13 protein-coding genes are annotated in these 14,684 nt (G+C 73.0%); 8 read left to right on the top strand and 5 right to left on the bottom strand.

The genetic code is table 11. The annotated features are described in order from the left end of the window. From QCZ28_RS20290 to QCZ28_RS20270, 5 genes are all read left to right on the top strand, one after another. On the top strand, positions 1-669 hold the full coding sequence (locus tag QCZ28_RS20290) for a response regulator transcription factor (RefSeq protein ID WP_030337723.1): 669 nt from the start codon (positions 1-3) through the stop codon (positions 667-669). A 191-nt stretch (positions 670-860) separates the two neighbouring features. Continuing rightward, positions 861-1,670, top strand: coding sequence for an SAM-dependent methyltransferase (locus QCZ28_RS20285; protein WP_279518131.1), 810 nt, complete (start codon positions 861-863; stop codon positions 1,668-1,670). Positions 1,671-1,749: 79 nt separating this feature from the next. Beyond that, complete coding sequence (locus tag QCZ28_RS20280) at positions 1,750-3,408, top strand: bifunctional diguanylate cyclase/phosphodiesterase (RefSeq protein ID WP_279518206.1); 1,659 nt, start codon at positions 1,750-1,752, stop codon at positions 3,406-3,408. Between the two features lie 274 nt (positions 3,409-3,682). Next, complete coding sequence (locus QCZ28_RS20275) at positions 3,683-4,267, top strand: TetR/AcrR family transcriptional regulator (RefSeq protein ID WP_279518130.1); 585 nt, start codon at positions 3,683-3,685, stop codon at positions 4,265-4,267. Positions 4,268-4,284: 17 nt separating this feature from the next. Beyond that, positions 4,285-4,947, top strand: coding sequence for a lysophospholipid acyltransferase family protein (locus QCZ28_RS20270; protein WP_279518129.1), 663 nt, complete (start codon positions 4,285-4,287; stop codon positions 4,945-4,947). A gap of 13 nt (positions 4,948-4,960) precedes the next feature. Here the strand turns inward: QCZ28_RS20270 and QCZ28_RS20265 are convergent, their stop codons facing one another. The 3 genes from QCZ28_RS20265 to QCZ28_RS20255 all read right to left on the bottom strand — a co-directional run bounded on the left by QCZ28_RS20265 (position 4,961) and on the right by QCZ28_RS20255 (position 7,662). Beyond that, positions 4,961-6,085 carry a glycosyltransferase family 4 protein gene (locus QCZ28_RS20265; protein ID WP_030337728.1) on the bottom strand — a complete coding sequence of 375 codons (1,125 nt, stop codon included), beginning with the start codon at positions 6,083-6,085 and terminating at the stop codon, positions 4,961-4,963. Beyond that, complete coding sequence (locus tag QCZ28_RS20260; RefSeq protein ID WP_279518128.1) at positions 6,082-7,341, bottom strand: M48 family metallopeptidase; 1,260 nt, start codon at positions 7,339-7,341, stop codon at positions 6,082-6,084. Before QCZ28_RS20260 ends, QCZ28_RS20265 begins: the two co-directional genes overlap by 4 nt. A 102-nt stretch (positions 7,342-7,443) precedes the next feature. Next, positions 7,444-7,662: a hypothetical protein gene (locus QCZ28_RS20255; protein ID WP_279518127.1), complete on the bottom strand. Its 219-nt coding sequence runs from the start codon at positions 7,660-7,662 to the stop codon at positions 7,444-7,446. A gap of 250 nt (positions 7,663-7,912) precedes the next feature. Between QCZ28_RS20255 and QCZ28_RS20250 the strand changes: the two genes are divergently transcribed. Then, positions 7,913-8,413, top strand: a complete 501-nt coding sequence (locus tag QCZ28_RS20250) for a hypothetical protein (RefSeq protein ID WP_279518126.1) — start codon at positions 7,913-7,915, stop codon at positions 8,411-8,413. A 43-nt stretch (positions 8,414-8,456) separates the two neighbouring features. On the opposite strand, the gene QCZ28_RS20245 is transcribed toward QCZ28_RS20250, so the two are convergent. Beyond that, positions 8,457-9,176, bottom strand: coding sequence for a DinB family protein (locus QCZ28_RS20245; protein WP_279518125.1), 720 nt, complete (start codon positions 9,174-9,176; stop codon positions 8,457-8,459). A gap of 205 nt (positions 9,177-9,381) precedes the next feature. After that, a complete protein-coding gene (locus QCZ28_RS20240; RefSeq protein ID WP_279518124.1) occupies positions 9,382-10,830 on the bottom strand; it encodes an NYN domain-containing protein in 1,449 nt (482 codons plus the stop codon). Between the two features lie 127 nt (positions 10,831-10,957). On the opposite strand from QCZ28_RS20240, the gene QCZ28_RS20235 reads away from it, so the two are divergent. After that, the gene (locus QCZ28_RS20235; RefSeq protein WP_279518123.1) at positions 10,958-12,712 is read left to right on the top strand and encodes a DEDD exonuclease domain-containing protein; all 1,755 of its coding nucleotides are present in this window, start codon (positions 10,958-10,960) and stop codon (positions 12,710-12,712) included. A 127-nt stretch (positions 12,713-12,839) separates the two neighbouring features. Beyond that, positions 12,840-14,633 carry a RelA/SpoT family protein gene (locus tag QCZ28_RS20230; protein WP_279518205.1) on the top strand — a complete coding sequence of 598 codons (1,794 nt, stop codon included), beginning with the start codon at positions 12,840-12,842 and terminating at the stop codon, positions 14,631-14,633. Positions 14,634-14,684: the final 51 nt, after the last annotated feature.

Below are 14,684 nucleotides of genomic sequence, written 5' to 3'. Positions count from 1 at the left end.
ATGACCACAAGTCCGATACCGGCCACCCGTACCAAGGTCCTCCTTGTCGACGATCATGACCTGATTCGCAAGGGTTTGCGGCACGCCTTCGAGCGCGACCGCCAGTTCGAGGTTGTCGGTGAGGCGGCCACGGCGGCAGAAGGAGTACGTCAGGCCGGCGCCTTGCAGCCGGACGTGGTGATCATGGATCTGCGGCTGCCCGACGGCAGTGGCCTGGAGGCCACCCGCGCGCTGCGCAAGTCCAGCGCGTCGATGGGCATCGTGGTGCTGACCATGTACGCCGGCGACGATCAGCTCTTCGGCGCCCTGGAGGCCGGCGCGAGCGCCTTCGTGCCGAAGACCGCCCCGGCCGACGAGGTGGTGGCCGCCGCCCGGCACGCCGCCTCCTCCCCCAGCGCGTTCACCGCGGCCGACCTGGCCGAGGCGATGAAGCGCCGGCTCGCACCGTCCGGCCCGCAGTTGTCTCCCCGGGAGGGGCAGGTGCTGCGGCTGCTCGCCGACGGGATGAGCGTGGCGGGCATCGCCAAGCAGCTGTTCGTCAGCGAGTCCACGGCGAAGACGCACATCTCGAAGCTCTACGAGAAGCTCGGCGCGGCCAACCGCGCTCAGGCCCTCATGACCGCACTCCGGCTCGGCCTGCTCGAGGCACCGGACGCGCCCAAGTTCTGACCTGCCGCCCGCTCGTCGAGCGGGACGTCGCGACCGACGGTCCGCGCCAGCTTCTCAGCCGGCGCGGGCCGTCGCGCATCGACCGACGTCGGCGGGCAACCTCTGGCGCGCTATGGTCTGGCGTGCATGGCGGGTGCACAATACCCGCGCGGGCGACGACGCCCGCGTCGCGGATTCGAGGGGTGAAACGCATGCAGCGGCCGGACTGGGCACCCGACACCATCGACATCGAGCGCCCGAGCGTCGCGCGGATGTACGACTACTACCTCGGTGGCTCGCACAACTTCGCCGCTGACCGGGCCGCAGCGCAGGCGATGGTCGCCGCGGTGCCGGAGGCGCCGCTGATGGCCCAGGCCAACCGGGCGTTCCTGCGCCGGGCCGTGCACCATCTCGCGGAGGCCGGGATCCGGCAGTTCCTGGACATCGGCTCGGGCATCCCGACCGTCGGCAACGTGCACGAGATCGCCCAGCAACTCGACCCGCGGTCGCGAGTGGTCTATGTGGACGTCGACCCGGTGGCCGTGGCGCACAGCCGTGAGATCCTCGCCGGCAACGAGCAGGCCACCGTGGTGCAGGAGGACCTGCGCCACCCGGAGGCGATCCTGGCCCACCCGGACGTCCGCAAGCTGCTCGACCTGAGCCAACCGGTGGCCGTGATGGTCGTGGCCGTCCTGCACTTCGTCTCCGACGACGACGGACCGGCCGACCTGCTGCGGACGCTGCGCGACGCGTTGGCGCCCGGCAGCTACCTGGTGTTGTCGCAGGCCAGCGACGACGGGCGCAGCGAGGACGAACGCGCCGAGGCGGAACGGGTCTACCGGCGCACCGACAGCCCGCTGTGGGTGCGCAGCCGCGCCGAGCTGACCGCGCTCTTCGACGGTTTCGAGCTGCTCGACCCCGGCGTGGTCTGGGTGCCCCAGTGGCGACCGGACACCCCGGAGAGCGCGGAGGACGCCGAGCGTGCGGTCTTCATGGGCGGCGTCGGGCGCCTCGGTGGCTGAGTCGCCGGGGGCGACGCCCGGTCCGGGCACGTTCGCCCGGGCCTGGGCGAAGGCGGTCTCCGGCACCAGCTACCTCCCGATGACCCAGGCCCAGTTGGAGTCCCTGCTGGACCGGCTCACCGGGGAACTGGCCGGCGCGCTGCTGACCGAGCCGTTCGACCTGCGGGCCGGGCACCGGGTCGGCGCCGAGTTGGTGGCCGCGCACATCGCGTCCGCCGAAGGGCTGGGCCGTACCGTCGAGGTCATCCAGCTCCGCCTGGTGCGCGACCTGGGGTTGGTGGCCGAGGACGTCGAGGACCGGATGGCCCGGCTGCTGGCGGCCGTGGCGACCGGCTACGCCCGCGCGCTGCGCGACCGGACGCTCGACGAGCAGGAGTCGATCCGCCGCGCCGCGATGCGGGCCCGCACCCAGGCCGAGCGTGCGCTGCGGGCCAGCGAGGCCCGGTTCCGCCATCAGGCCACCCACGACCCGCTCACCGGCCTGCCCAACCGGACGCTGTTCACCGAACGGCTCGCCGCCGCGATCAACGAGCCGGGCCGGGGCGCGCAGCGGGTCGGGGTGTGCTTCCTGGACCTGGACCGGTTCAAGGTCGTCAACGACACCCTGGGGCACCAGATCGGTGACCTGCTGCTGGCCACGGTGGCGGAGCGGCTGAGCAAGGCCATCGGTGAGCACCTGGTGGCCCGGCTCGGCGGCGACGAGTTCGTCATCCTGGTGGAACGCACCGCCGGCACCGACGACATGGTCGCGGTGGCCGAGGCCGCGCTCGCCGCAGTGCGCACACCGGCGCTGGTGGACGGGCACGAGCTGCAGATCTCGGCGAGCATCGGCATCGTCGAGCGCCAGGTGGCCGGCGCCAACCCCACGGACCTCATGCGCGCCGCCGACAGCACCCTGCACTGGGCGAAGTCCGCCGGTGGGGCGCGCTGGGCCCTCTACGACGCCGAGCGCAACCAACGGGAACTGGCCCGGTACGCGCTCTCCGCGGCCATCCCGGCGGCCTTGGAGCGGGGCGAGTTCTACCTCGACTACCAGCCGTTGACCTCACTGCGCGACGGCAGCCTCGTCGGCGTGGAGGCGCTGGTCCGCTGGCGACACCCCGAGCTGGGGGTGCTGCGCCCGGACAGCTTCATCGGGTTGGCCGAGGAGACCGGCCTGATCGTCCAGTTGGGCGGGTGGGTGCTGGCCGAGGCGTGCCGCGAGGCCGAGGCGTGGTCGGCCGGGGGTGCCGCCGCGCCGTTCGTCAGCGTCAACCTGGCGGTACGGCAGGTGCACCGGCCGGGGTTGGTGCAGGAGGTCCGCACCCTCCTGCGACAGACCGGCCTCCCCCCGGAACGGCTCCAACTGGAGATCACCGAGAGCACGATGATGAGCACCGCCGAGGAGCCGGTACGCGCCCTGCGGGTCCTTGCCGACCTCGGGGTACGCATCGCCATCGACGACTTCGGCACCGGCTACAGCAACCTGGCGTACCTGCGGGACCTGCCGGTCACCGAACTGAAGGTGGCCGGCGAGTTCGTGGCCGGCCTACGGTCGTCCTCCGTCGGCCGCACCGACGAGCGGATCCTCGCCTCGCTGGTCTCGCTGGCGCACGCGCTGGACCTGACCGTCACCGCCGAAGGGGTGGAGACCGCCGGGCAGGCCGAGCGGTTGCGCGCGATCGGCTGCGACGCCGCCCAGGGCTGGCACTTCGGCCGCCCGGCCCCCGCCGACCGCATCCTGGCCCGCATCCGCTGAACCTCGGGCCCGCCCACGCCCCAACCGTTCCCGCCCACTCCCCCAACCGCGGCTCACCCCGACGTCACGAAACCCGCAGTGGAGCAGCCGTGGGGTCGAGCGGACAGCGCAGGGCCGGATACTCCGTTGAGGGTGATGTCTGTGGGTCATCTTGAGGACCCAAGACATCACGCTGATCCCGGAAAGGCATCGGCAGGTCACCGGGACACGCCTGCTTGAGAGCCAACCCACCGCCGAGGTAGACACTGTCTACGCGGCATGGTAGACAGTGTCTATGGACGCCGACGAGCAAGGGCTGCGCGCGCGCCTGGTGGCCGCCGGGGTCGACCTGGTGCTCAGCGAGGGCCAGTCGGCGGTGTCGCTGCGGGAGATCGCCCGCCGTGCCGGGGTCTCGCACGGCGCACCGCGCCGCTACTTCCCCACCCACGTCGACCTGCTCTCCGCCATCGCCCGGGAGGGCTTCGCCGACCTCACCGCCCGGGTCGAGCAGACGATGCGCGACGTCGGGCCGGACCCGCGTACCCGATTGACCGCCCTGGCCCGGACGTACCTGGACTTCGCGGCGGCCCACCGCGGCATGTTCGAGCTGATGTTCCGGCACGACCTGCTGGACAGCGGCCGGCTGCGGCTGCGGGAGACGAGCCTGCCGCTGTTCGCCGTGCTGGCCGACCTGGTGGCGCAGGTGCGCCGGCCCACCGACGCCCCTGCGGCGGTGCTCGCCGGCGCACTCTGGGCCAACCTGCACGGCATCGCCCAGCTCTGGGCCTGGGGCAGCCTGCCGCTGGCCACCGGCGCCACCAACGACGACGCCCTGCTGCGCGCCGCGCTCGACGCCCATCTCGGCCCGCCCCCCACCTAACCGAACCCGGAGAACCCGTGCCCCTGCTGTACGACCTCACCAAGCTGACCGTCGGCACCACGCTGCGGCTGGGCTGGCGGCCCCGGGTGGAAGGGCTCGAGCATCTGCCCCGGCACGGCGGCGCGATCCTCGCCGGCAACCACCTGTCCGTCGCCGACGAGTTGTTCCTGGTCACCTCGACGCCCCGCCACGTCACCTTCTGGGCGAAGGTCGAGTACTTCAACGGCCGGGGGCCGGGCGGCTGGCTCAACCGGCGGATCGTCGCCGGCATGGGCGCCATCCCGGTCGACCGCACCGACGGCCGGGCCGCCCTGCGCGCCCTGGACGCCGCCGTCCCGGTGCTGCGCGCCGGCGGCCTGGTCGCCGTCTACCCGGAGGGCACCCGCTCACCGGACGGGCGGCTCTACCGGGGCCGCGTCGGAATGACCCGACTGGCCCGCGACGCCGAGGTGCCGATCATCCCGGTCGGCGTGACCGGCACCGCCGAGGTGCTGCCCGTCGACGCCCGACTGCCCCGCCGACACCCGGTCACCCTGCGGTTCGGCCCGCCGATCCCGGTCGCCGGACGGATCAACGGCCCGCGCGACATCCGGACGGTCACCGACGAGGTGATGGCGGCGATCCAGCAACTCACCGGCCAGGAGTACGTGCCCCGCTACGCCCCCGCGCGGGAGCGCTGAACGCGCGCAGCGGTCAGCCGGCGAGCAACGCCGCCATGCGGTCCGCCTGCGCCTCCCAGCGCCACTCCCGTTCCACCCAGGCCCGGCCCGCCGCGCCCAGTTGGCGAGCCAGGTCCCGGTCGGCGAGCAGCGCGGCGACCCGGTCGGCGAGCTGGCCGACGTCCCGGCCGCGTACGACGTAGCCGGTCTCCCCCTCACGGACCGCGTCCGGTGCGCCTCCGGAGTCACCGGCGACCACCGGCAGGCCGGTGGCGGACGCCTCCAGGTAGACGATGCCCAGCCCTTCGACGTCGAGGCCACGGTTGCGGGTGCGGCACGGCATCGCGTAGACGTCACCGGCCGCGTAGTGCGCCGGCAGCTCCACCGACGGCACCGTGCCGGTGAACACCACATCCCGTTCCACACCGGTCTGGCGGGCCAGCTTCTCCAGGGTCGCCCGGTACGGCCCGCCACCGACGATCAGCAGCGCCGCGTCGGGCACCCGGCGGCGGATCTCCGGTAGGGCCCGGATCAGCGTGTCCTGACCCTTGCGCGGCACCAGCCGGGACACGCAGACGACCACCGGCCGGTCGGTCAACCCGAGCCGCGCCCGAACCTGTTCACCGTCCACGGTCGGGTGGTACATGTCCACGTCGACCCCGGGCGCGAGGCGACGCAGGTCGGTTACCCCGTCCAGCACCCGGGCCAACCGGCTACGGGTGTACTCGCCGAGATAGGTGGTCACATCCACACCCCGACCGATGCGCCGCAGCGCCGGCCGGGCGGCCGGCACCGCCGCCCAACCGACCTCGTGGCCGTGGGTCTGCGCCACCACCCGCTGGATGCCGGCCCGTCGCCGCAGGCCGGCCGCGAGCAGCCCCAGCGGGGCCGCCGCGCCGAACCACACCGTGTCGCAGTCGTACGCGCGGGCCAACCGGGCCGCCCGGCGGGCGACCAACGGGGTGGGCAGCAGGACCCGGGTGCGCTCCCGGATCACCTCGAACGGCTGGTCGGCGTCGAACTTCGCGGCCCCGCGCCAGCTCGACGCGTAGACGACCACCGAGCCGGCCGGTTGCCGGACCGCGAGGTTGTGCACAAAGGACTGGATCCCACCCGGGCGGGGCGGGAAGTCGTTGGTGATCAGCAGGGTGCGACTCATCGGCCAGCCTCCCGGGCGTACGCGCGGGCGGCGGCCATCCGCTCCACGGTGGACGGATGCGAGGCGGAGTAGAGGTATTCCCAGCGGGGCGGATCGGGGTCGCCGAGGTTGACCGAGCCGAGCCGGCGCTGCATCGACTCGAAGGACTCCGGGTCGTTGGTGAGCGCGAGCGCGTGCGCGTCGGCCCGCGCCTCCACCCGACGGGACATCAACGCCTGCACCGGAGCGGCGACCAGCCCGGCCACTGTGACCAGGGCGACCAGCAGCGGAAACGCGACAGGTTGGGCCACCGAGTCGACGCCGGCCAGCCGCAGCAGTGGACCCCACGAGCCGAGCAGGTAGAGCGCCACGACGGCCGCCGCCGCGCCCAACGCCCCGGTCAGCGTGCCGACCGCCACGTCGGAATCCTTCGCGTGCCCCAACTCGTGCGCCACGACGGCGGTCACCTCGGCCGGGGTCGCCTCACGCAGCAGCGTGTCGTACACGACCACCCGGCGGGTCGGCCCGAGACCGGAGACGTACGCGTTGACCGCCCGGGTGCGGCGGGAGGCATCGGCGACCAGCACGTCCCGCACCGGCACCCCGTCGCGGGCGGCCATGCTCATCAGCTCGGTGCGCAACGGGCCCTGCTCCATCGGGGTGAACCGGTTGAACACCGGCTCCACCAGCACCGGCAGCACGAACGACAGCAGCACCACCAGCACGGCGGCGCCGGCCGCGCCGAACGCCCACCACCAGCGCGGCGCGAGCCGGATGACAGCGTAGAAGCCGAACAACGCCACCGCGCCGATGACCGCGCTGACCGCGTACGACTTGAGCAGGTCGACAGCCCAGCCGCTCCAGCCGTTGGTGCTCAACCCGTAGCGGGTGAGAACGCTCTGCCGCCAGGCGGCGAACGGAAGTGTCACGAGGTCGGCGACGAGCATCACCGCCAGCCCGCCGAGCACCGCCTGCGCGGCCCAGTGCCCACCGAACGGCCGGCCCACCAGCTCGATCAGGCGACTGCCCAGCGGGGTCAACCCGAGCGCGAGGGCGATCAGCAGCCCGACGGCGAGCGCGGCGTAGCCGCCGGGGCGCAGCGCGGCCCGGAACTCCCGCCCCTTGGCCACCTGCTCGGCCGGCAGGTCACCCAGTGCGGCGAGCTGGTCGGCGCGGGGCGCCGGTGGACGGTGCCACGGGATGAGCAGCGCGGCCAGCACGACCAGCGCGACGGTCAGCCCGGCCAGGGTCAGCAGCGCCCATCCGCGCGGGGTCACCGCGTCACCACCCGTTGTACCCCACTCATCGCGCCGCTCCTCCCGCCGTGACCGCTCATCCTATGGCCCGGGATAAGTCCGCTTCCGGGCGCGGTGTCGCGCTCAGGCAACCCGGCGGGCGGGGCGGCGGCGAGCGGCCGGCGGGCGGGCGGGCGCGGCCAGCACCTCCACGTCGAAGCCGGCTCGGGCGAGCACCTCTATGGCCTCGACCTCGGCGGCGACCAACCCGGCCGCCGGGGACGTCTCGTCGAACAGGGCGGTCAGCGGGCAGCCGGAACAGCCGTCGGCCCGCTTCGCGCACCCGTCGCAGTCGATGAGCATCGCTCCTCCTGATCGGCTCGCGGCACCGGGGCGACTCTCGTCGTCGCCGGCCGAGCACCGTCGGTGACATCGACACTGAACACCGGGTACGACAGGAACCCCGTCCGACCGCCCGTTTCAGGGCTAGATCCACTCCACATCAGCGATATCGGGGTATCCCACCCTTTCGGAACGCCCGACATCACGGAACTCCTGCCGGTCGAGCGAGCGGCATCGTTTGGTCGATCGGTCACCCGGGCACTGAGCGACGGTGGCCGACCTCGATGCTTCGTCCGTCGTGGACTTCCGGTACTCGCCCCGTCGACATCGCCTCGCCAAGGTCCTCGTGCTGCTGGATGCCGCGGCCCTCCTCGCCTTCTACACAGTGGTGTTCGACGAGGTGTGGTGGAAGGTGCTGCTGCGGTTCGGGATGATCGGCACTGTCGTCGCGCTGACCACCAACTGGCAGCTGCGCCGTCAGCCTCGGCTGCCGCTGCGGCTGAGCGAGGAGACGTTGCACCTGACCGGGCCGAACGGGACCAGTCTCAGCATCGACTGGGTCAACATGGCCGGCGCCCAGGTCCGAGGCCGCCTGGACCCCCGGCTGGTGGTCACGCCACTCGACCCGGAGCGGACGCGGCCCCCCATGCGACCCGGGCAGTGGTCGACCCCCGGGCGCGGCCCCTATGAGTTGGTCATCCGGCTCGCCTGGATGACGCCGGGCACCGACGCACTGCGTCGTGAGCTGGCCCGGCGACTACCGACCAGCTGACCGGCAGCTGCCCGAGGGCCCTCCGGTCGTCGGGGGCGAGGTCTCAGCCCTGCGCGTCGAGGTCACGCAGTGCGTAGCGGAGGTGCTGCCACTCCTCCTGGAAGATCACGTGCAGGCAGTGCCGGACGGACACGACGTGCTCGGGCCACCAGGCGCTCGGCCGAGACTCCGCGAGCACCTCCGGCGTGACGGTCGCCAGGAACCCGCGCACCATGGCCTGCCGCTCGGCCCGCACCTGGAGGACCGCGTCGAAAGTCGGCTGCTCGGTAGCGAAGACCGACATGTCGAAGCCGTCGGTCTCGTACTCGGCGTGCCACTGACCCAGCGGGTGGAACGGCTGTGGCAGGCGCAGGACTGCCTTTCCCAACCAGGCGTCGGCGGCGAACGCGAGATGGCGCAGCGTCTGCGCGAACGACCACTCCCCGTCGATCGAGACGTCGACAGCACCCTCGGGCATGGACGCGGCCCGGTCGACCGCCACCGCCCAGGCCCGTTCGAGCGCGGCCCACCCCGCCCGGAGGTCGTCCGGGTTCTCGGCCCGCCGGAGGTCGCGCCCGGGAAAGCCTCGGTTCAGCTCGGCCTCGACCAACGGCACGACATCGACGCCGTTAATCAGGAACGTGCCGTCGGCCAACCACGGCGCGTCGATGTCCAGCCCATCGACGTCAACGCCGCGCATCACCGCACCGGCCAGTGTCGACCTGTCGAACCGGGCACCGCGCAGGTCCCGGTCGACGAAGACCGTGACGTCGTCCCGTGCCATGGTGACTCCCTCCGCCGACGACAGCGGCGACGTTAGCCCTCGGGTACGACAGCGGACCGTCCGACAATCGATTGAGCAAGATCGACTCGGGTTCAAGAAACACGGGCCATCCCCACCGGTCGGACACCCCGACATCATGGAACTCGTGTCGATCACGGCGCTGGAGTCCGGATGTGCGGACGGAAACCAGAGTGTCGCGGGGAGGTCAGGAGCGGGCGAGCCGCCGCAGCAGCGAGTCCGCGCCCAACGGGTACGCCCCGTGCCGGCGTACCCCGTCGGCGACCTCGCGGTCCGACGAGACCACGACCACCGGCCGGCCCGCCGGCTCGGCCCGGACCAGCCGCCGGATCAGCTCGTCGGCGGTCTCGCCCTTGCGGGAGAAGAGCACCCGCACGCCGCGCGGCGCGGGCGGCAGCCCGTGCATCCGCTCGGCGCCGTCGAAGACCACTGTGACCTCGTCGCCGGTCTGCGCGGCGATCCCGCCCAGCCCGGTGATGAGGCGTTTGCGCTGCTGCTCCAGGGACATCTCACCGAAGCCGCGCTTGGTGACGTTGTAGCCGTCCACCACGAGGTGCGCCCGGGGCAGGGCGAGCAGTTGGTCGAGCCGGGCCGGGTCGTCGGTGTCGCGGGCGCGGGTGGCCGGGCCGGCCGGGGCGCCGCCCGGTTGCTCGGCGAACGCGTCGGCGACGAAGTCGGCGGGGAGTTTGTCCACCGGGTCGAGCGCCAGCTCCCGGCGCAGCCCGACGGCGGCCTGGCCGATGGTCTCCAGGAGCAGCCAGAGCCGGGCGTCGTCGACCGAGCGTGCCTCCTTGGCGCTGGCCCGCGCCACCCCGGCGGCGGCCTCGGCCTCGGCCAGCCGGGCCCGGGCGCGGCGGAGTTCGGCGTCCACGTCGGCGCTGGCGCGGGCGGCCCGGCCGCGTTCGGTGGCCAGCAGCTCGGTGGCCTTCCGTTCGCGGGCCTGGGTCTCCCGCAGGGTGCGGGCCAGCTGCCGGGACTCCTCGCGGAGCTGACCCAGCTCCTCGCGGACCCGGGCCAGTTCGTCGCGGAGCTTGTCGGCCTCGACCCGGGCCACCGCGCGATCGTGCTCGGCACGGGTGGCCCGCTGCTCGGCCTCGCGGACCAGCTCGGCGACGACGGCGCTGTCCGCCTCGGCGCGCACGGCCGCCCCGCTGGCGTCGATCAGCTCCCGCCAGCCCCGCGGTCGGGCCAGGTAGGCCAACGCGGCCACCTCGACCGGGTCGGCGGCGGCCGGCGCGGTGCCCTCGACCACTGCCGCGCCGAGGTCACCGGCGTCGGCCAGGACCCGCGCGGTGACCCGCTGCCGGAACAGCGGGTCGGCGGTGAGCTGGGCGGCGATGACCGGCGCGCCGAGCCGGGCGCGTCGGTTGGGGGCGAACTTGGCCACCCGGCGCAACGGCACCGGCACCTCGTCGGTGGGGAGGGTGGGCAGCACCGCCGCGGTCAGCGTCACGATCCGTTGCCGGACCGGCTCGGGCAGGGTCGGCTCGGGCTCGGCGGCGGCACCGTCGTCCGTCGTCGACTCCGGTACGCCGGATGGGTCGTTGACTACGTTGTCGTCCGGGTTGCCCACACCGTCGAGCGCGACCGGATCCTCCTGCGGGAGGTGGTCGTCGAACGGCTCGGTGAGGGGCATGTGGCAAGTCTCCCACCGCGACCGGGCCCACCGCCCGGTGAGTGAGCCGATCTCTCATCCTAGCCCCATGGTGACGGGTGGGACGGCTGCGACGGGAGTGTCGCACCGGGGCGCTAGCGTGCCGCCGATGGCACAGGCGGAGTACGTCCAGGAGTCACTTGCCGGTCTCGACCCGGCGGTGGGCGGGGTGGACCCGGCCCTGCCGCTCTACGCGACGACCTTCGTGGTGGTCGACCTGGAGACCACCGGCGGCGCGCCGGACGGCGGCGGCATCACCGAGATCGGCGCGGTGAAGGTGCGCGGTGGCGAGCAGCTGGGGGTGCTGGCGACACTGGTCAACCCGGGGCAGCCGATTCCGCCCTTCATCACGGTGCTGACCGGGATCACCCAGGCCATGCTGGTGCCGGCGCCCCCGATCGAGCAGGTGCTGCCGAGCTTCCTGGAGTTCATCGACGACGCGGTGCTGGTGGCCCACAACGCGCCGTACGACGTGGGTTTCCTCAAGGCCGCCTGCGCGAAGCACGGCTACCGCTGGCCCAACCCCCGGGTGCTGGACACCGCGGCGCTGGCCCGCCGGGTGCTGACCCGCGACGAGGTGCCCAACCGCAAGCTCGGCACCCTGGCCGCCTACTTCCGCACCAGCACCCAACCGACACACCGGGCCCTGGACGACGCGAAGGCCACCGTCGACGTGCTGCACGGGCTGATCGGCCGGCTCGGCGGGCACCGGGTGGACACGGTCGGTGACGCCATCGAGTTCGCCCGCGCGGTCACCCCGACCCAGCGCCGCAAGCGGCACCTCGCCGAGGGGCTGCCCAAGGTGCCCGGGGTCTACATCTTCCGGGCCGCCGACGACCGACCGCTCTACGTGGGCACCTCCGTCGACATCGCCACCCGGGTGCGCAGCTACTTCACCGCCGGCGAGAAACGCGCCCGGATCTCCGAGATGCTGGGCGCGGCCGAGCGGGTCGAGGCGGTGGAGTGCGCCCACTCGTTGGAGGCGGAGGTCCGTGAGCTGCGGTTGATCGCCGCCCACGCCCCGCCGTACAACCGCCGGTCCAAGTACCCGGAACGCATGGTCTGGCTCAAGCTGACCGACGGTCCGTACCCTCGGTTGTCGATCGTCCGCGACCTCTCCCCCACCGACACCGCGTACCTCGGGCCGTTCACCTCCCGGCGGGCCGCCGAGCTGGCCGCCGCCGGTTTCCACGACGCGGTGCCGCTGCGCCAGTGCACGCACCGGCTCTCGCTGCGCACCGTCACGCCGGCCTGCGCGCTGGCCGAGCTGGGTCGCTGCCCGGCACCCTGCGAGCACAAGATCACCCCCGAGGAGTACGACGACAGCGCCGCCGCGCCCTTCCGCGCGGCGACGGCCAGCGACCCCCAGCCGGTGGTGGACGCGCTGCTCGCCCGGATCGACGTGCTCTCCGGTGACCAGCGCTACGAGGAGGCGGCCGTGGTGCGGTCCCGGCTGGCCGCCGTGCTGCGGGCCACCGTGCGGATGCAGCGGCTGGCCGCGCTGACCGGCATCGTGGAGCTGGCCGCGGCCCGGCCGGCCGCCCGGGGCGGCTGGGAGTTGGCGCTGATCCGCCACGGCCGGCTGGCCGGCGCGGGGGTGTCCCCGCCGGGCGTGCACCCACGGCCCACCCTGACCACGATCCGGGCCACCGCCGAGACGGTGTCGGGCGGGCACGGTCCGGTGCCGGCCGCCACCGCCGAGGAGTCCGAGCGGATCCTGTCCTGGTTGGAGCGGCCGGAGACCCGACTCGTCGAGATGTCCTCCGGTTGGTCCTCTCCGGCCAGTGGTGCGGGCCGGTTCCGTGACCTGCTGGCGAAGGCCGAGAGCGGCGCGTCCCACCAACTCTCGACCGAACGCTCATGACCAACTGACCGATCGGACTACGTCGACTCGCTTAGGCTGTTAGAGAAGTGCAGTCCTGCCCGATTCGTGGGCCTGCTCCCGCCGCCGGCTTCCGGCGACGCGGAGCCGGGGTGAGGAGGTGTCCCTCGTGGACGTCGACGCCGGACACGGCGCCGCCCTGGGGGGCGCCCTGCCGACACAGCCGGGTGAGCTGCCGCTCGCCCGCCGACTGCGATCGCTGCTCAGCTGGCCCACCACCGATTCCGACCCGGTCACCCAACTGGTCCGCACCCACCGGGGCATCCACGCCGGCACCGACCCCGCGGTGCTGCGCCGCGCCTACACGATCGCGGAGAACATGCACCGCGGGCAGTTCCGCAAGAGCGGGGAGCCCTACATCACCCACCCCCTCGCGGTGGCGCAGATCTGCGCCGAGCTGGGCATGGACACCACCACCCTGGTCGCGGCGCTGCTGCACGACACCGTGGAGGACACCCGCTACACCCTCCAGGCGCTCTCCGAGGATTTCGGCGGCGAGGTGGCCCACCTGGTCGACGGGGTGACCAAGTTCGACAAGGCCTTCTACGGCAAGGCCGCCGAGGCGGAGACGATCCGCAAGATGATCGTCGCGGCCGCCAAGGACGTCCGGGTGCTGATCATCAAGCTGGCCGACCGGCTGCACAACATGCGCACCCTCGGGGTGCGCTCCGCGTCGTCGCGGGAACGGATCGCCCGCAAGACCCAGGAGGTGCTGGTCCCGCTCTGTGACCGGCTGGGCATCCAGACCCTCAAGCGCGAACTGGACGACGTGGTGCTGCTGCACCTCGAGCCCGAGGAGCACGCCCGGCTGGCCCGGCACGTGCACGACCGGCCAGGTTGGGACTCGTACCTCGACTCGGTGGTCGCCCGGGCCCGGGTGGCGTTGCGGCGCAGCCGGGTCGACGCCGAGGTGAGCCCCCGACCCCGGCACCTCTACTCGATCTGGAAGGACACCATCGCCGGCGGCCACACCGCCCCGTACGACCTGCCCCGCATCGTGGTGGTGGTCGACGGCCCGGCCACCGACTGCTACGCCGCGCTCGGCGCGATCCACGGCACCTGGCGACCGGTGCCCGGCCGTTTCAAGGACTTCATCGCGTCACCGAAGAACAACCTCTACCGGTCGCTGCACACGAGCGTCTGCGGCCCGCAGGACCGCACGGTGGAGGTGCTGATCCGCACCGAGGAGATGCACCGCTCCGCCGAGTACGGCATCGCCGCCGACTTCCGATTCCCGCGCTCGGGCAACGGCAGCGCCGCGGCCCGCGCCGAGCAGTTGGACTGGCTGCGCCGGGTGCTCGACTGGGAACCGGACGCCGCCGACCCGGCCCAGTTCTACGAGTCGCTGCGCTGCGACCTCGCCGAGGGGCAGATCCAGGTTTTCGCCGACGGGCGGCAGATCGTGCTGCCGGCCGGCGCCACGCCCGTCGACCTCGCCTACGAGTTGGGCAGCGAGCGGGGCGACCACTGCCTCGCCGCCCGCATCAACGGTCGACTCGCCCCCCTGAGCTCCGAGCTGGACGAGGGCGACGTGGTGGAGATCTTCACCGAGAACGACGGCGACAACGGCTTCGAAGCCGGGGTGGCGCCGCGGGGCCCCCGCCGGGAGTGGCTGAGCTTCGTCAAGTCGCCGAACGCGCAGATGCAGATCAACAGGTGGTTCGCCGAGCACACCGAGCCGGGCATCACGATCAGCGACAAGGTGCGCCTCGGCCGGGCCACCATCGGGCTCGCCCTGCGCCAGCACAACCGGGGCCTCGCCAGTGACCTGCCGCTGCTGCGCCTCTCCGAGGAGTTGGGCTACCCCGACCTGGAGACCCTGCTGGTCGCGGTCTTCGACCGGGTGATCGAACCGGACACCGTGGTCCGCCAGCTCATCGACCTCGTCGACCATCGGCAGTGACCCGACGGGCCCCAGCGCGTCCGAAGGACATTCGCGACCACTAGCCTGGAG

Origin of the sequence: Micromonospora sp. DH14 (assembly GCF_029809455.1) — a bacterium.
Classification (GTDB): domain Bacteria; phylum Actinomycetota; class Actinomycetes; order Mycobacteriales; family Micromonosporaceae; genus Micromonospora; species Micromonospora parva.
Note: the sequence above shows the minus strand (reverse complement) of the source record. Positions and strands in the feature narration are given on the sequence as shown.